Genomic DNA, 17,581 nt, shown 5'->3' on the forward strand with positions numbered 1-17,581 from the left:
ATTCGAATCTTGTACTGATGACGGGAGGATGCACAGATCCAATGGAACAAGACGCCATCTTTGAGCGACTGCTGCAAATCATCACCAATTACCGGCAACAACGAACCACCGACTGCTTTGTCGACTACCTGGAGCCCGACGAACTTCGGCAACGACTCCGACTTGAGGAGGATCGCGGTCGTGGAGACTGGGACGCTCTGTTTTCCTGGGTTGAGGCCTATCTGGCGTATGCTGTAAAAACCACGCATCCCGGCTATGTCAACCGTATGTGGGCCGGCGCCAACCTCCCTTCAGTCATCGGGGAGATCATTGTCGCCTGCACGAACACCTCGGCCTGCACGTACGAAACTGCGCCGGTGTCCACCCTGATGGAAAAGTACATGCTTACCACCATGCTCAGACTGGTCGGCTTTGAGCAGGGGTGCGGCCAGATGACCACCGGTTCGAGCAATGCCAATATGATTGCCATGATGGCCGCCCGCAATACCGCTCTGCCGGACATCAAAAACAAGGGACTGTCCGGCGGACCGCCGCTGTTTGCCTTTGTCAATGCAGATGCGCACTACTCCATGGACCGGGCCGCCAACATTCTCGGAATCGGCACTGATCAGCTGCGTAAAGTCGCTGTGGATGAGCACGGCCGCATGGATACAGTCTCCCTGGAAAGGCAGCTTGCCGATGTTCAGGCTCGGGGCGGCCTGCCGTTTTTCGTGGCCGCCACCGCCGGAACCACGGTCCGCGGTGCGTACGATCGTGTTGAACCTCTGCTGGCGTTACGCCGGAAGTACGGTTTCTGGCTGCATGTTGACGGTGCCTGGGGCGGAGCGGTGATCTTCAGTGACGAACTTCGCCGCCGATTCCTGCCGGATCTTGAACAGGCGGACTCCTTCACCCTCGACTTTCACAAGATGCTGGGCACGGCGCTGATGTGCAATGTACTGCTGTTTAATCGGCATCAGGATGTCTTGCGCAGGGTGTGCAGTGCCGGTGACGAAAGTTACATCTTCCACGGCGGGGAAAACGGCGAAATCAGAGATCTCGGTACCCTGTCCCTGCAGTGCGGTCGCCGTGTTGACAGTCTGAAGTGGTTCCTTGACTGGAAATTTTATGGTCAGGCCGGATTTGCAGAACGCGTCGAGCACTACCTCGATCTCTGCCGGTATGCGGAACAGCAGATTAAACGCTTGCCGGAACTTGAGATGGCGGTCCCCAGAGAATCGTTTAACGTCTGTTTTCGATTCCGCACCCCGAACGGCACTCCGGCAGCCCTGTTCAATCAGAATTTGCGCGAGCAGATGCATCACAGCAAACGCGCCCTGATCGGTACCGGCTTTGTCAACGGTGAACTCGTGCTCCGGCTGTTGATCACAAACGTCAATGTCGACAAGCCTGAAATCGACCGGTTCCTCACCGCTGTGATCGAAACCGGACGAGAACTGCTCCAGCAAAAAAACAGTCTCCAGCACAACAATACAGCGAGGCGGCCATGAGCGACAACGAGTATGCGATGACCCAGAAAGAGGCTGCTGATTTCCTTGATGTTTCTATTAAGTCCATCACTCGCTACCGCAAGCGCGGTCTTCCCTTTAAGATGATACTCAACCCGGCCACCGGCAAACAGGAGGTCCGTTTTCGCCGACCGGATCTGGAAAAATGGAGCGACGGCCGCCGACTGATGGCCACCTATGCCCGGGACGCAGAGCCAACCGCTCCACCGCCCCCTGCCCCTGTTGCCTCACCAGCCGCCGCAGACGACAGCTACCTTGATGAACTGCTGCAGTCCTATAAAAATCAGATCGGCCTGCTTCGTGACCAGCTCGAAGACATGCGCGAACAACTGGCACGGCGTGACCGGCAGATTGACGATCTGATGCGAATGATGGTGGGTTTACAGTTAGAGTATAAACCAATGCCGCTCGCCCCGGATGAGCAACCTCAGGACGACCGCCTGTCCGCAGACCGTCCGTCTGATCTGTACGAAGCCATCGTGCTGCCTGCCGATTTCACATCTCTGCACACAGCTACCCCAGCGTCTCCCCCGCCGGATCGACAGGAAGTATGGCATCCCAAAAAAACGTTCAGCCGTGAACAGCTGGCTGCTTCGGTGCAACGACTCCGGCAAAAGGGGAAAAGCTATGAAGAGATCGCCCGGGCCCTTGATCAGATCCAGGCGGCCCCCCCTTCGGGCCGGCTCGAATGGAGCGCCTCCGAAGTACAGTCCCTCTTACCCCCCCTGGTGGACAACACGCTCGCCATGGACTGATCCGCACAACAGCGGGCACCAATGCCGGGCTCCCGTTTTTCTGCACAACCTTTATTCACGGCTTGACTTCACCGGAAGCGACGGGTACGATGGCTCGCACTGACATTCAGGTGTCCAGATCAACGGATGAAAAGGGAATCCGGTGCAAAACCGGAACGGGCCCGCCGCTGTAACCGGGGACAGATCCCGCACGAACGTCACTGCTCCGTCAGGAATGGGAAGACGCGGGACGAGGTCGATCCGGAAGTCAGAAGACCTGCCTGAATTATGGATCCCGCGTCTGCAGGCACAGGAACGGGACAGGCTCCAGCGGTAAGCACGGGATATCCTGGATCATAAAGAATGATCCGGGATTTTTTTATTTCAGCCTCCCGGTTCAGCCCGGCATGCACCAGTACTGCTGCTCTGGTATGCCTCCAACCGAGAAAACCCATCATGCATGAGAACAAAGCGATTGTCCTGGCCACGTTCGGCACAACAGTGGAAACAGCCCTTTCCGGACTGCTGTCCATTCGTCGGGCCATGACTGAGGCGTTTCCACAGATTCCGGTCAGGATGGCCTTTACAGCCAATCAGATCCGGCAGATCTGGCAGCGTCGTGCCCAGGACCCCATCTATCTGAACACGCATCCGGAAGTTCCCGACGAGATCCTTAAAGTCCAGGGTGTCCTGGCGGCCATAGCCAATCTCCAGGACCGGGGTGTCGACACTTTGATCGTCCAGTCGACCCACATTGTCCCGGCTGAGGAGTTCCACGACCTCGGCGCCTATGTTCGCGGACTGACCTCGATCAGTACCATGAAGCCGAGATGGCGACCTTTTAAAACCATTGCCCTGGGCCGACCGCTTTTGGGCAGCTATCACCTCCAACGCCCCTACGCCGACGACATCCGCCGGGCTGCTGAAGCATTATCCGACGACGCTGCCCTGGCTCGTGACAAAAAAGCCGCCCTCGTCTACATGGGCCACGGCAACCACTTCTTTCCCTCCGGTGGCCTGTATCTTGAATTTGCCGCCCGCATGCGTCAGCTGTATCCCGATGTGCTGACCCTGATTGCCACAGCGGAAGGTTTTCCCGATCTTGACGACATCCTCACCGATCTGTGCCACCATGGGGTTCAGCGGGTGATACTCAAGCCCTTTTTACTGGTTGCCGGTGAACACGCCGCCAACGATCTCGCCGGACCGGAAGAGGACTCCTGGCTGTCAAGGCTTACAGCACAGGGGTTTGAAGTCACGCCTGTGCTTACAGGGTTGAGCCAGTGTCCGGCTCTGGTACAGATATTTATAGACCATGCGGCAGAAGCCGCTGCCGATGCGGGAGTCGAGTTGCACTGATGACCAGACCAACCATGACAGCGTGGCTGCTGCCACTGGTCATAGCCGTGATGGCGGCAATTGCCTTCTCGGCAACCCTCGGTTTTCTCCAGGTCTCAGTTTCAGATGTGGTGGCTGTTCTCTTTGCCAGGCTGAGCGGTCAGGCACCGCCTGCAGATATCGACCCGGTTGCCGCCACGGTGATCACTGATGTCCGTCTGCCCCGCATACTGGCCTCCGTCCTGGTCGGCGGCCTGCTCGGTGTCAGCGGGGCCGTCTTTCAGGCCATTCTGCTCAACCCGCTTGCAGACTCGTACACCCTGGGCATCTCCACAGGAGCAGCCTTTGGAGCCTCGCTCGTCATTGTCTTGCAGATCTTCGGCCTTTCTCTACCCACCAGCGTGACTGTTCCGATCTTTGCCTTCGGCGGCGCCGTGGGCACCCTGGCCGTGGTTCTGTTTTTAGCATCCGGGGATCGACGACTCTCCTCCACAAGTCTTATTCTGGCCGGAGTCATTGTGGCGGCTATCTTGTCGGCAGCCATCGGTTTTCTGAAGTTCCTTGCCGATGAACAGGTCGGCCTGATCGTTTTCTGGCTCATGGGCAGCCTTGCCGGAGCCTCCTGGTCCAGTATCGTCCTGCTGGCACCCGCGGCCCTGTTCGGCACCCTGGTGGCTGTCTACTACAGTCGCGACCTCAACATCATGGCCACCGGCGACCGCACAGCCACTTCCCTCGGGGTGCATGCCGTGCGCATTCGGCTCTCCCTGCTCGTTGTGACCTCACTGATGACCGCGCTTGCTGTTTCGGTCTCCGGTATCATCGGCTTTGTCGGCCTGATCGTTCCGCATATGCTCCGCCACCTGGTCGGTCCGGACAATCGGCTCCTGGTGCCGCTGGCCTTTTTTGCCGGCGGCCTGCTTCTCCTGGTGGCCGACACCTTAACCCGGGCCGTGCTGCCGACGGAGGTGCCGATCGGCGTGTTGACCGCCCTGCTCGGCGGGCCGTTTTTCTGTATCCTTTTTAAGCGAAGGCAACGGGATGGCGCAGCCGTATTCTGATCACCAGCACCATCCGCTCTGGTCGCTGACCAACATCAACTTCAGCTACGGCAACCAGCCGGTGCTGCACAACATCAGTCTGCAGCTCGAACACGGCTACTGTACCGGTATCCTCGGGCCCAATGGCTGCGGCAAGACCACGCTGCTTGATCTTCTTGCCGGGCTGCGCACCCCGAATAGCGGCACCATCACCTTCCGGGGACAGCCGCTGCAGCTCTGGCCCAAAAAACAGCTGGCCCGCCTGCTGTCGCTGGTTCCGCAGGATTTCATGGTCCGGTTCGGCTTCTCGGTGCGTGAGGTTGTCGAGATGGGACTGCATCCCCACCTGCATCGCTTTGCCCTCCCGAGCCAAACTGATCAGATGCTCATTGAGGCAACGCTGCAGGCCACCGGTGTCGCCGCCCTGGCCGATCGCCCGATCACTCAACTCTCGGGCGGTGAAAAACAACGGGTGGCGGTGGCACGTGCCCTTGCGCAACAACCGGAGGTGCTTCTGCTTGATGAGGCAACGTCCAATCTCGACATACACCACAGCCTGGAGATCCTGCATCTTATCCGCAACCGTTTTCACCAGCAGGGGTTGCAGGTGGTGGCGGTGATGCACGACCTGAACCTGGCGGCCTTTTTCTGTGATCAGCTCATCTTTCTCAAAAACGGCAAGGTCGTCTGCCAGGGTCCAACCAACGATGTTCTCACACCGGCCACCATCGAATCCGTGTATAACGTCGAGGCGGAAGTCTCTGTCAGTACCTTTACCAACAGTCGGCAGGTCAGTTTCAGACTGCCGCGCTCTTTGTAACCTCAACACGTTCAGCCCATGCAAACCAGACACCTTGTTACCATCATCCCCTGTTTCCTCCTGCTCCTGCTCCTGCTCCTGCCGGCTTCCCAGGTCTTTGCGACCTCGATTATGGACAGCGATAAACGGACCGTGGTCTTCTCGCAACCATTTAAACGGATCATCTCGCTCTATCCGGCCCACACCACCAATCTGATGGAACTCGGCCTGAACCGGGAGATCATTGCCTGCGGCTTAAACGACAACCAGCTGCCGGGCCGGCCGAAAATCCATTTTTCAGATGACCCGGAACGGTTACTTGCCCTCAAGCCGGACCTGGTCCTCATCCGGCCGATGATCCATCGCGGCTATCCCACCCTTGTCCGCATCCTGGAGAAAAACAATGTCCGGGTGGTCTCGCTGCAACCCACAACCAAAGCGGAACTCTTTGACTACTGGAATGCTCTGGGCCGACTCACCGGTCGTGAACAAGAGGCAACCGCCATGATTGCGACCTTTAACAAACGACTGGCCGCCATACGCACATCCCTGCAAAGCGTGCCGCAGGACAAACGTAAACGAGTCTACTTTGAGGCCATTCATCGCCAGATGAAGACCTTTGCCCCCACCTCAATCGCCATGTTTGTCCTTGAATCGGCAGGCGGCATCAATGTGGCCGCCGATGCCAAACAGGTACGTGAAACAAATATCGCGGCCTACGGCAAGGAGCGGATTCTCGCCAAGGCCGATCATATCGACCTCTACCTTGCCCAGAGCGGCCGGATGAACCCGGTGAGCGTCGATAACATCATCAAAGAACCAGGTTTTGCAGCCATTAAGGCAGTGCGTGAGAATCAGGTATTTCTTGTTGATGAAAACATGGTATCACGACCGACCATGGGGCTGCTGGACGGCATAGCCTTTGTCCGTTCCCTGCTCTATCCGGATTACGGTCAGGAAGGGATTGCCCGTTTATGAACTGTTCTGGCCTGCTCATCGCCGGTACCCATTCAGGGTGCGGCAAAACAACCGTTACCCTTGGCCTGATGGCTGCTTTGGCCCGCCGTGGGTTAAAAGTCCACCCTTTCAAGACCGGCCCCGACTTCATCGACCCTGCGCTGCACCGGATGGTCACCGGCCGGGTGTCACGCAACCTTGATATTCGTATGTGCGGAGAAGCCTTTGTGCGCCACACCTTTGCCCAACACACCTCCCCTGACGGTATCGCGGTGGTTGAGGGCGTCATGGGGCTTTTCGACGGTGGTGAAGGCTCGGCGGCAACGCTTGCAAAGACCCTCGGCCTGCCGGTCCTGCTGGTTGTTGATGCCCGTTCGGCAGCTGAAAGTGTAGCCGCTGTGGTACACGGGTTCAATACGCTGGATCCTGAAATCAGGTTGGCCGGGGTCATCTGCAACCGGGTCGGGTCTGCCAGACACCAGACAATGATCGCCGATGCCATGCACACACACTGCCCGGTCCCGGTGGTCGGGTTTCTGCCGCGTCAGGCAACCATCACCCTGCCCTCCCGTCACCTCGGTCTGTACGTGGATGAAGACCACCCGCTGTCACCCCAGGCTCTTGACCAGCTCGTCAGCCTCATCGAATCTCATCTCGACCTGGGGCTGGTCCTGCGGACTGCCGCAGACTGTGCAGCACAACCTGATACCACCTGGAGCGCCCCCCCACCGGTTACCGACAGGCCCGTACAAATCGGGGTGGCCAGGGATGCAGCCTTTTCATTTTACTATGAGGACAATCTGGATCTCCTCCGGGCCGCCGGTGCAGAACCGGTCTTTTTCAGTCCTCTCAACGATGAGCGACTCCCCTCCGGTATTACAGGACTTTATCTGGGCGGCGGGTATCCGGAGCTCTATGCCCACCGTCTCAGTACAAACAGCAATATGCTCAGGCAGATCCGCCACTTTGCCGAAGCCGGCAGACCGATCTATGCCGAGAGCGGTGGTTTTCTCTACCTCTGCCAATCAATCACCGACCAGGAAGGTGCCACCCATACCCTGACCGGACTCTATCCCTTTGCCGCACAGGTGCACTCTCAACTGCGCCGTCTGGGGTACCGCCAGGTTCAGGTACAGACCGACTGCCTGCTGGCACCACAGGGGACGGAACTGTACGGCCACGAGTTCCACTACTCAAGCATAACAATCAACGATACGACTGCAGACACGGCCTTCCGCTTGCCGGACGGCCGCCGGGAAGGGTATCGTACCTGCTCCGATCACACCCTGGCCGGTTTTGTCCACCTGCACTGGGGCCGCACCCCTGCGGCAGCAAGTCGATTTGTCCGGATATGTCAACAGGTTGACGCCGGCACAGACGCCGGACTCCTGCTGCAGGCTGCAGCTCCCACTCCTCAACCCCTCTAGGTTCTCCATGGTCACACTACAACCAATTGCTCCGCAAGACATTGAGGCTGAAAGTTTTCGCATCATTGAACATGAACTCGGCACCACTGACTGTACACCGGAGGAGTTTGCCGTGGTCCGACGCATCATCCATGCGACCGGTGATTTCAGTTTTGCCGAAACCCTTCGTTTTCATCCCCAGGCCATCAGTGCCGGCCTTGCCGCCATCCGCAGCGGAAAGAACATCCTGGTTGATGTCAACATGGCGGCCAGCGGCGTTTCCACAGGCCTGCTCGCCCGTTTCGGAGGCCGGGTCATCTGCCGGATAGCAGAGGCCGAGACCGCAGCCATGGCCAAAGCCAACACCACCACCCGTTCCGATGCCGCCATAAGCCGGAGTGTGGCCGACAACATCGGCATTGTTGCCGTGGGCAATGCCCCCACCGCACTGCTCAAGGTCATGGAGCTGATCGATCAGGGTCTGTTCAATCCGGATCTGGTGATCGGTGTGCCGGTCGGCTTTGTCAATGCCGCCGAATCCAAGGAGATCCTGGTCCGGCAGCCTTATCCGTTCATCACGACCCTGGGCCGTAAAGGCGGTACACCGGTGGCGGTTGCCGCCGTCAACGCCCTCCTGCGGCTTGCCTGAGGTGACCATGGGCGCTGCAGGCAGAAAAAGACCGCTGCGCAGCGGGTACACGACCGGTGCCTGCGCAGCAGCCGCAGCCAAGGCAGCGGTTCTCGGTCTGTTGGGCACACCCGGACAAACTGCCGTGGAGGTCCCCTTTCCCGACGGCTCCCGGCACAGTTTTGCGCTCTGCCGGGTTGACAGCAGGGCGGACAGCGCACTGGCCACAGTGGTGAAAGATGCGGGCGATGATCCGGATGTTACCAACGGCGCTGAAATCGGGGCGCGGGCCCGCTGGATTGAAGCCGGTCACTTACAGCCGGTCATTCTGATAAGCGGCCCTGGTGTCGGCACTGTCACCAAGCCCGGCCTCCCGGTTCCTGTGGGCCAACCGGCCATTAACCCGGTCCCGCGGCAGATGATCCTTGCCGCAGTGGCGGAGGCCCTGGACGGATCAGACCAGAAGCACTCCCTGGAGGTGGAGATCTTTGTCCGTGACGGAGAGATCCTGGCTGAAAAGACCCTCAACCGGCGACTCGGGGTGATCGGCGGCCTCTCCATTCTCGGCACCACCGGTATTGTCCGCCCGGTATCAGCCAAGGCCTGGACCGACACCATCGAGGCCTCAATGCAGGTGGCGCGGGCAGTCGGTCTGTCTGAGGTGATCCTGTCCACCGGCCGCACCTCGGAAGCAGCGGTCCAGAGACTGTTGCAGTTGCCGGAAGAGGCCCAGGTGATGATGGGCGATTACCTGCACTACTCCTTAAAGGCTGCCCAGCGTCATGGCTTCTCTTGTATCCATCTCGCGGCTATGTGGGCCAAGATGGTGAAGGCTGCTCTGGCTGTACCGCAGACCCATGTTCGCAACGGTGCTCTGGAAACCCGCCATGCCGCCGAACTGCTGGCGCGCCTCGGCCTTGAGAAAAACAGCGCTGATGAGCTGCGCCTTGCCAACACTGCCCGCGAAATCTATGACCGTCTCATGGCACAGGGTCGGGACGATCTGGTTGCCGCCGTCTGCACACAGGCCAAAATCCAGGCAGAGCAGTGGTCCGGCCTGCCGGTGCATGTCTATCTGGTGACGTCTGATCAAGGAGTTGCACATGTCACGCATTGAACTGATTGGTATCAGCGGTACAAGCCTGAGCAGCGAGCAGTGGACCGTTCTCCGCCACTGCTGCGCCATTGCCGCCTCCCGCCGCCATCAGCCCCTTGTTGTCGATATTCCGGTGCTGCTTATTGCTATCAGCCCGGTGGCGACCATGCTCAACCAGGTGGAAGAACTCCTGGCCATGGGTGATGTGGCGGTGCTGGCCAGCGGTGACCCCCTGTTTTTCGGCATCGGCCGCACCCTGCTTGACCGGTTCGGTCCGGATCAGATCCGTGTTCATCCGGCCCTGTCAGCCGCCCAGTTGGCCTGTTCCCGTTTTTGTGTCCCCTGGGACGATCTGACCGTTCTCAGTCTGCACGGCCGCTCAGCGGACAATGTTGTCGGCCAGGTGCTGCGCCATCCCCGAACCCTCCTGTTCACCGACAACCAAAACACCCCTGACCGGATAGCGGCACGGTTGATCAGCGCACTGACAGACTGTGATGATCATGAACGTCTTGCCGCTCTTCACATGCGGGTGGCACAAAACCTGGGCTTGCCCGATGAACAGCTCATCGACGGTAGTTTAGCTGCTATGGCTGAGCGTACCTTCAGCTCTTTGAACATGGTGCTCATTGAACAGCCGGTACCGCCCGTAAAAACCTGCTTCGGGCTTTCTGAAAACGATATTCAACACTCCCGGGGTCTGATTACCAAAGACGAGATCCGTGCTGCTGCCCTGCACCGGTTACAGCTTCCCGCCACCGGTATTTTCTGGGATATCGGCGGCGGTTCCGGGTCGATCTCCCTGGAGGCATCTCGTCTCTGTCCGGATCTTGCCATCTATACCGTTGAAAAAAAGGCAGAGGAACAGGCCAACATCCGCGCCAACATTCGCCGCTACGGCAGCTATTCCATCCGGCCGATCAACGGTGAGGCACCGGAAATACTTGCCGGGCTGCCGGACCCGGATCGAATCTTCATCGGTGGCAGCGGCGGCCAACTGGAAGCGATTCTGGCAACCGCGACTGCCCGGCTCAAACCAGAAGGAAGAATCGTCATCAGTGCCGTGCTCGAACAGACGGCGACCACTGCCATCACCTGTCTGCAGGAGCTGGGCCTGCAGGTGCATACCAGCACGCTGACCGTTACCCGGCAGCAGTATCCCGGCGAGGCAGTGAAGAACCTCAACCCCATAACCCTTATCACAGGTACCACATGAACAACGCTTCCCCTCTTTCCTCATCAAATGGTCACCTGTACCTGGTCGGCGTCGGACCGGGAGATCCGGAGCTCATGACCTGCAAGGCGGTCCGTGTTCTGAGCCGAACCAGGGTATGGGCCGTGCCCTCGGCCAGACAGAACGGAACCAGCAGTGCCCGACAGATCGCGGAACAGATGGTACCGGACACCGACCGCACCATTCTCTCGCTCTGTTTTCCCATGAAAAAGGTCTATCTCGGTCAGGAAACCGACGAACAGCTGCTGGACGCCTGGCGGCAGTCGGCCGAGGAGGTCATGCATCATCTTGACCGCGGCGAGGATGTGGCCTTTCCCACACTGGGCGATGTTACCCTGTACTCCACTGCCTTCTACCTGCTGCCCATGATTCAGGAGCAGCGGCCGCAGACAGAGGTCACGGTGATACCTGGCATCACGGCCATGGCCGCCTGCGCCGCATCGCAGAACAGCCCCCTGGCCCTGGGTGATGATATCCTGACCGTGGTACCCGCTGCCTTTGAAGATGATCGTTTGCGGCATATCCTCCTGACCATGGATGCCGTGGTACTGATGAAGGTGCACCGCCGTATCGATGCCCTGCTTGATCTCCTTGAGGAACTCGGGCTTGTGGACTGCGCAGTACTGACCGAACGCTCCGGTCTTCCCGATGAACGGGTGTATACCGATGTCCGCCGGGCCCGCGGCCAGAAACTGCATTACTTCTCCACCATGGTCATCCGCAAAAAGAAGGTACAGGTTATCTGATGGAAGCAACACATCCGCAATGTAAAGGCACTCGTTATCCCGTGGTTTTCCTCGGCGCAGGTCCCGGAGACCCGGAACTGATCACCCTCAAGGGACGTCGCCTGCTCGATACCGCAGATATCGTGGTGTATGCCGGCAGCCTGGTCAACCCTGCACTGCTCAGCGGCATAGCAGCGGTCTGCCATGACAGTGCAGCACTTGACCTGAAGAAGATCATGCAGCTGCTGGTAGAGGGGCACACCGCCGGTTTGCGAGTGGTACGGCTCCACACCGGTGACCCGGCCATCTACGGTGCCATCCGGGAGCAGATGCAGTGGCTTGATCGGGTACAGATCCCCTATGAGGTGGTGCCCGGCGTCAGCTCCGCCTTTGCCGCAGCCGCGGCGCTGAAAAAAGAACTCACCGTTCCCGAGGTCACCCAGACAGTGATCCTGACCCGTCAGGCCGGGCGCACGCCGGTGCCGGAACGTGAATCGCTGCACCGCCTGGCCCAGGCCCAGGCAACCATGTGCATCTTCCTGAGTGTTTCCATGATGGGGGCGGTGGTTGAAGAGCTGATTGCCGGAGGATATCCAGTGCAGACCCCTGTTGCCGTGGTTGAACGGGCCAGCTGGCCGGATCAGCAGATCCTGCACGGTACTCTGGAGAATATCGCCGATCAGGTGCAGACGTCCAACATCAAAAAAACCGCCATGATCGTGGTCGGCCCGGCCTTAGCCGACGAGATCACTACTGCGTCCAAACTCTATGCCCACACCTTCTCCCACGAGTACCGCTGATTTAGCGACAGACCGACGCTGTGCCGTCCTGGCGATCAGCCGTGGCGGCTGTGAACGCGGGGCTCGCCTGGCCGACCGTCTGCACGGAGACTTCTTTGCCTGCAAAGGACGGCTCGCCGCAGTGATGCAAGAGGTTTGGCATCGCTATCCTGCAATTGTCTGCATCATGGCCACCGGTATTGTCATCCGCACCATTGCCCCGCTCCTGCGCGATAAATACCACGATCCTGCCGTGGTGGTGTGCGATGAGCTGGGCCAGTTTGCCATCTCCCTGCTCTCCGGCCACATCGGCGGTGCCAACGATCTGGCAGAGCGGGTGGCCGGGATCACCGGCGGCCAGGCGGTCATAACCACGGCCTCCGATGTCCTGGGATACACTCCCCTTGACCTCTGGTGCCGGCAGTGGCAACTGACGCCGGTCAGCACCGATGCTCTGACCCGTACCATGGGACGACTGGTCGACCAGGGACACGTCACCCTATGGAGCCGCTATCCTCTGCCACGCCTGCCGGAAGATCTCAGGCAGACATCCGACCGTTCCCGGGCCGACCTGTCCATTGACAGCCGCCTGGAGCCGACCGGGAACGGCACTCTCCTCTTTCCCCGATCCCTGGTGTTTGGTATCGGCTGCAACCGGGGAACACCGGCAGAGGTAATTGCCGCCGCTGTCACGACAACCTGTCAGCAGCACAACCTGGCCCCGCAGGCCATTGCCCGCCTGGCCTCCATCGACCTTAAACAGGACGAGGTCGGGCTGTGCGAGTATGCCCGCCGGCACGACCTGCCCCTTGATTTTTACACCAAAGACCAGCTCAACCAGGTGGAGGGTGTCAGTGTCTCGCCGGCAGTGCAGCGGGCCACCGGCGCCAAGGGTGTCGCTGAACCGGCGGCCCTGCTCAGTGCCGGGGTCGACAGCACCCTCCTGGTTCCAAAAATAAAATGGCCGGCTGTAACCACTGCCGTGGCGGAAATCGCCGATCCACTCATCGTTTCAACACACAAGGAAGCAACAGCACCATGACAACCGCACAACACAGCTCAGAGGGAACACTCACCGTTGTTGGTATCGGTCCCGGTGCCATCGATCTCATGGCCCCCAGGGCGCAAACCGCGCTGGAACAGGCAGAGATTGTGGTCGGATACCGCACCTATCTCGATCTGGTCCGGTCCTGTCTCAACCCAGCAAGTACCGTGCTCTCCTCAGCCATGATGCAGGAGATCGACCGTTGTCGCAAAGCCCTGGAACTTGCTGAAGAGGGAAAGCGGGTGGCGCTGGTCTGCGGCGGCGATCCCGGCATCTACGCTATGGCGGGCCTTGTTTTTGAACTCGCCCGAACCATGAACACCTCGGTACCCATCGACATCATCCCCGGTATTGCCGCCCTGAACGCCTGTGCCGCCATCCTCGGCGCACCGCTGATGCACGATTTCGCCGCCATCAGTCTCTCAGACCTCATGACTCCCTGGGAACTGATCGAACAGCGCCTGGCAGCGGTGGCTCCGGCGGATTTTGTTGTGGTCATCTACAACCCCAAGTCCAAAAAGCGCACTGACCAGATCGTCAGGGCCCGCGACATCCTGCTTGCCTCCCGGGCCCCGGACACTCCGGTGGGCATCGTCAGCGGCGCCACCCGTGAACACGAGACCGTGCGGCTGACCACCCTGGCAGCAATGCTGGATGAAGAGATCGGCATGCAGACCACGGTGATCATCGGGAACTCGCAAACCTTTGTCTGGCGGGATAAGATGATCACACCGCGGGGATACAGCCGCAAGTACGGCCTTTAGGTCGTGTAAACAGCAACAAAAAATATCTGCAGAAGGAGCGGACAATGCCGTATGTCAACATCAAGATCACCAGAGAAGGCGCAACCTCCGAACAGAAGGCAGCTCTCATATCCGGTGTGACCAGGCTGCTGCAGGAGGTGCTCAATAAAAACCCCGCCACCACCGTGGTTGTTATTGATGAGGTGGACACCGACAACTGGGGAATCGGTGGTGAACAGGTGACCCTGATCCGACAGCAATCCCGCCGCTGACCGGGCAGCCCCCCTGTCTGTTTGTTCCGCCTCAGAGCCGGGCAGCAGGCAGGGACCACACTTTCGCACAGCAGGTACATCCGCACGGGCGCTGATCCGGTCCTGCCTGGCTCAACCCGGCAACAATCACGCAGCCGCTCAATACTCTGCCTGCAATCAACCCTGGAACACCCGTACCAATCCTTGACGATCTGCACAATTTATGGAACCCTGTCTGTGTTTCTTACAGACCACTGTCCGTACCTGTTGCAGAATCTGCAGCAGGTGCTTTTAAACGTTCAACACAGGCCGGCACGGCAAGGGGAGGCAGACTATGCGTTTTGTTATTATTGGTGGTGATGCGGCCGGAATGAGTGCCGCCAGTCGAGCCAAGCGCCACAATCCGGACCTGGAGGTCGTTGTCCTTGAAAGGGGTCAGGATGTTTCCTACAGCGCCTGCAACATTCCCTACAATATCGCGGATCCGGACAGAGTCATAGAAGACCTGGTGGTGCGCAGTGCCGCCACCTTTATCAACAAACTCGGGATCGACCTGCGTACCGGGCACCGGGTGGAACGAATAGACCGCACAGCCCGGACAGTGCATGGCCGCACAGCGGAAGGTACCTCTTTCGCTGTTGAGTACGACCAGCTGCTCATCGCCACCGGTGCCAGACCTATCCGGCCGAATATCCCGGGTTGCGACCTGGACGGCGTTCTGGCAGTCAAAAACCTGGTTGACGGCCGGAAGATCAAGACCTTTCTCCGCGACCGGCAGGCCCGTCGGGCCGTTATTATCGGGATGGGGTATATCGCCCTGGAAATGACGGAAGCTCTCACGAAACGGGGGCTCAAGGTCGATCTGATCAAGCCGAGGGCAGGCCTTCTGCCCTGGTTGGATCGGGAGTTGGCCGAACCGGTGAAGGAACACCTGCTGGTAAACGGGGCCGGTCTTTATGACGGTCATGCCATTGAACGGATCATTGCCGTGGATGATCATCTTGAGGTGGTTGCCGACCAGCTGCGCCTTGCCGCGGACCTGGTTATTGTGGCCATTGGTGTGGAGCCGATAGCCTCTCTGGCCAGGGATGCCGGTCTTGAGCTGAGTGTCGGCGGCTCAATTGCCGTTGATCATGGTCTGCGCACCTCGGATCCCCTCATCTTTGCGGCCGGTGACTGTGCCGACAGCTACCACCTGGTCACCGGAAAAAAGGCCTGGATCCCCCTTGCTCTCCGTGCCAACCGCGCCGGCTGGGCCGTGGCCGACAATGTCTGCGGCGGCCGGGTCGCCTTACCCGGCATAGCCGGTACCGCGGTATTCAAGGTGTTTGACATGCAGATCGCCAGAACCGGGCTCACCGTGCACGAGGCCCAGGGGGCAGGGTTCGATCCGGTCAGCGTTGTTATCCGCTCCAGATCGCGGGCCGGAATCTATCCCGGTGCACAGCCCATCCACGTGGCCATGGTGGGTGATCGCACTTCCGGACGCCTGCTCGGTGTGCAGATCACCGGAACCGACCAGGTGGCACATCGTATCAATGCCGCAGCCGTGGCTCTGTTGGCAAAGATGACGGTGACCGATTTTTACCAGAACGATCTGGCCTATGCGCCACCCTTTGGTCCCACCTGGGATCCACTGCTGACAGCGGCCAACCAGCTGATCAAGAAACTGTAGGGGACAGGAGTATTGCCGGCGGCAGAAGGGGATGCTGCAGATGGAAGCAGGTGAGTAATGCGCAGTTCATCGCATCATCACAGCATCCAATGCCACCGGACTTACCCAAAAAGGACCGGATTGCCGTCTGGAGTCGGGCCTAAAAAAGAAACTCTGTACCAAAGCGCCGAGGAGGCCGACCTCCTGATGAGCGCTTGTCGGCTATTGCACAAAAAGTGAAAGTACCGGACCCGGAGTGTTCACTGCCTGTGGAGGAAATGACATGTCTGCATCCAAAAATACGCAACCTGCCCTGAACAGACGGCAACTGCTCAAACTGATCGGACTGGGCAGTGGTGTGCTCACTGTGGGGCCGTTTCTCAGCAGCTGTGCGGTCAACCCGGTTACCGGCCGACAGCAGCTGATGATGATGTCTGAGAGCCAGGAGATTGACACTGATCGTCAACGGGCGCCCTATCAGTTTTCCGAGGATTACGGCGTTCTCCAGGACAACTCGGTGAACGCCTATATCGGCCGGGTCGGCAACGAGCTGGCCACGCGCTCCCACCGGCCCCAGATGCCGTTCTCCTTTCGCGGAGTCAATGCCGCCTATATCAATGCCTATGCCTTCCCCGGCGGTTCCATAGCCGTGACCAGAGGCATGCTGGTTGAACTGGAGAGTGAGGCCGAACTTGCCGCCCTGCTGGGCCATGAGATCGGCCATGTCTGTGCACGCCACTCCGCTCAGCAGGCAAGCAAAGGGATGATTGCCAACCTGCTCATGACCGGGGCAAGTGTGGCCACCGGTGTTGCGGGCTATGGCGGTGCCACCGACCTGGTGCAACAGCTCGGTGGCCTGGGGGCCGGAGCTCTGCTGGCCAGCTACAGCCGTGACAACGAACGGGAGGCCGATGCCCTTGGCATGGAGTACATGGTCAGGGCCGGATACGATGCCGATGGCATGGTGAAACTGATGGAGGTGCTGAATCGGAACCAGCAACGCAACCCCAGTGCCATTGAACTCATGTTCGCCACCCATCCCATGAGTAACGAACGCCTGGCCACGGCCCGGCAGGCGGTGGCCACCACCTATCAGGCATCCCGGACCGGAGTCGTCCAGCGGGAACGCTACCTGGACAACACAGCGGGCCTGCGCCGGATCAAACCGGCGATTCTTGCTCTGCAAAACGGCAGCACCGCCATGGGAAAAAATCAGTTCCCAACAGCCAGAGAACAGTTCACTGCAGCGCTGCAGACCGCTCCCCAGGACTATACCGCCCTGGTGATGATGGCCTCCTGCCAGATGGCGCTCAAAGATGTGACCAGTGCCGAGCAGTACGCCCGCAAGGCCACAGAGGTGTATCCCACCGAGCCAAAGGGGCACAGCCTGCTGGCGGTGAGTCTGATCAACACGAAGAAGTACGACCATGCCCTGCAGTCCTTAAGCGAGTATGACCGCCTGCTGCCGGGCAACCCGCAGGTCATCTTTTATAAAGGCTACTGTTACGAACAGATGGACAAAAAACAGGAAGCCGCCACCCACTATCACAACTATCTGCAGAAAGTCAGCTCCGGCGAGCAGGCCCAGCATGCCTATGCACGCCTGCAGAGCTGGGGCTATGTGCGCTGAACACAGCAGGCAGG

General features: G+C 59.4%; 17 protein-coding genes and 1 riboswitch. All 17 genes read left to right on the forward strand.

Going from position 1 to position 17,581, the window contains the following annotated elements:
• The first annotated feature begins 41 nt into the window (after nt 1–41).
• The 17 genes from HP555_RS01225 (at nt 42) to HP555_RS01305 (ending at nt 17,567) form a co-directional block, all read left to right on the forward strand.
• Complete coding sequence (locus tag HP555_RS01225; RefSeq protein WP_199263407.1) at nt 42–1,490, forward strand: pyridoxal phosphate-dependent decarboxylase family protein; 1,449 nt, start codon at nt 42–44, stop codon at nt 1,488–1,490.
• Entirely contained in the window at nt 1,487–2,263 is a 777-nt protein-coding gene (locus tag HP555_RS01230; RefSeq protein ID WP_199263408.1) for a helix-turn-helix domain-containing protein, read from the forward strand. Before HP555_RS01225 ends, HP555_RS01230 begins: the two co-directional genes overlap by 4 nt.
• Nucleotides 2,264–2,354: 91 nt before the next feature.
• A riboswitch (cobalamin riboswitch) is annotated at nt 2,355–2,541 on the forward strand.
• Nucleotides 2,542–2,698: 157 nt separating this feature from the next.
• Nucleotides 2,699–3,601 (forward strand): sirohydrochlorin cobaltochelatase, encoded by a 903-nt coding sequence (locus HP555_RS01235; RefSeq protein ID WP_199263409.1) that lies wholly within the window; start codon nt 2,699–2,701, stop codon nt 3,599–3,601.
• On the forward strand, nt 3,601–4,641 hold the full coding sequence (locus tag HP555_RS01240; RefSeq protein WP_199263410.1) for a FecCD family ABC transporter permease: 1,041 nt from the start codon (nt 3,601–3,603) through the stop codon (nt 4,639–4,641). Before HP555_RS01235 ends, HP555_RS01240 begins: the two co-directional genes overlap by 1 nt.
• Nucleotides 4,622–5,440: a heme ABC transporter ATP-binding protein gene (locus HP555_RS01245; protein ID WP_199263411.1), complete on the forward strand. Its 819-nt coding sequence runs from the start codon at nt 4,622–4,624 to the stop codon at nt 5,438–5,440. Before HP555_RS01240 ends, HP555_RS01245 begins: the two co-directional genes overlap by 20 nt.
• An 18-nt stretch (nt 5,441–5,458) precedes the next feature.
• Nucleotides 5,459–6,397 carry an ABC transporter substrate-binding protein gene (locus HP555_RS01250; RefSeq protein ID WP_199263412.1) on the forward strand — a complete coding sequence of 313 codons (939 nt, stop codon included), beginning with the start codon at nt 5,459–5,461 and terminating at the stop codon, nt 6,395–6,397.
• Nucleotides 6,394–7,803, forward strand: coding sequence for a cobyrinate a,c-diamide synthase (locus HP555_RS01255; RefSeq protein WP_199263413.1), 1,410 nt, complete (start codon nt 6,394–6,396; stop codon nt 7,801–7,803). The genes HP555_RS01250 and HP555_RS01255 overlap by 4 nt, the downstream gene beginning before the upstream one ends.
• 7 nt (nt 7,804–7,810) lie before the next feature.
• Nucleotides 7,811–8,431 carry a precorrin-8X methylmutase gene (locus tag HP555_RS01260; RefSeq protein ID WP_199263414.1) on the forward strand — a complete coding sequence of 207 codons (621 nt, stop codon included), beginning with the start codon at nt 7,811–7,813 and terminating at the stop codon, nt 8,429–8,431.
• 7 nt (nt 8,432–8,438) lie between these two features.
• Nucleotides 8,439–9,527, forward strand: coding sequence for a cobalt-precorrin-5B (C(1))-methyltransferase (locus HP555_RS01265; RefSeq protein ID WP_199263415.1), 1,089 nt, complete (start codon nt 8,439–8,441; stop codon nt 9,525–9,527).
• Nucleotides 9,514–10,722, forward strand: a complete 1,209-nt coding sequence (gene cbiE / locus HP555_RS01270; protein WP_199263416.1) for a precorrin-6y C5,15-methyltransferase (decarboxylating) subunit CbiE — start codon at nt 9,514–9,516, stop codon at nt 10,720–10,722. Before HP555_RS01265 ends, cbiE begins: the two co-directional genes overlap by 14 nt.
• The gene (gene cobI, locus HP555_RS01275; protein ID WP_199263417.1) at nt 10,719–11,486 is read left to right on the forward strand and encodes a precorrin-2 C(20)-methyltransferase; all 768 of its coding nucleotides are present in this window, start codon (nt 10,719–10,721) and stop codon (nt 11,484–11,486) included. The genes cbiE and cobI overlap by 4 nt, the downstream gene beginning before the upstream one ends.
• Nucleotides 11,486–12,265 (forward strand): precorrin-4 C(11)-methyltransferase, encoded by a 780-nt coding sequence (gene cobM, locus HP555_RS01280; protein WP_199263418.1) that lies wholly within the window; start codon nt 11,486–11,488, stop codon nt 12,263–12,265. The genes cobI and cobM overlap by 1 nt, the downstream gene beginning before the upstream one ends.
• Nucleotides 12,234–13,286 carry a cobalt-precorrin 5A hydrolase gene (locus HP555_RS01285; protein ID WP_199263419.1) on the forward strand — a complete coding sequence of 351 codons (1,053 nt, stop codon included), beginning with the start codon at nt 12,234–12,236 and terminating at the stop codon, nt 13,284–13,286. Before cobM ends, HP555_RS01285 begins: the two co-directional genes overlap by 32 nt.
• The gene (cobJ, locus tag HP555_RS01290) at nt 13,283–14,053 is read left to right on the forward strand and encodes a precorrin-3B C(17)-methyltransferase (protein WP_199263420.1); all 771 of its coding nucleotides are present in this window, start codon (nt 13,283–13,285) and stop codon (nt 14,051–14,053) included. Before HP555_RS01285 ends, cobJ begins: the two co-directional genes overlap by 4 nt.
• Nucleotides 14,054–14,079: 26 nt before the next feature.
• A complete protein-coding gene (locus HP555_RS01295; RefSeq protein ID WP_269846864.1) occupies nt 14,080–14,304 on the forward strand; it encodes a tautomerase family protein in 225 nt (74 codons plus the stop codon).
• A gap of 313 nt (nt 14,305–14,617) precedes the next feature.
• Entirely contained in the window at nt 14,618–15,958 is a 1,341-nt protein-coding gene (locus HP555_RS01300; protein WP_199263422.1) for an FAD-dependent oxidoreductase, read from the forward strand.
• Between the two features lie 262 nt (nt 15,959–16,220).
• The gene (locus HP555_RS01305; RefSeq protein WP_199263423.1) at nt 16,221–17,567 is read left to right on the forward strand and encodes a M48 family metalloprotease; all 1,347 of its coding nucleotides are present in this window, start codon (nt 16,221–16,223) and stop codon (nt 17,565–17,567) included.
• Nucleotides 17,568–17,581 lie beyond the last annotated feature (14 nt).

Source organism: Desulfobulbus oligotrophicus (assembly GCF_016446285.1).
GTDB lineage: Bacteria > Desulfobacterota > Desulfobulbia > Desulfobulbales > Desulfobulbaceae > Desulfobulbus > Desulfobulbus oligotrophicus.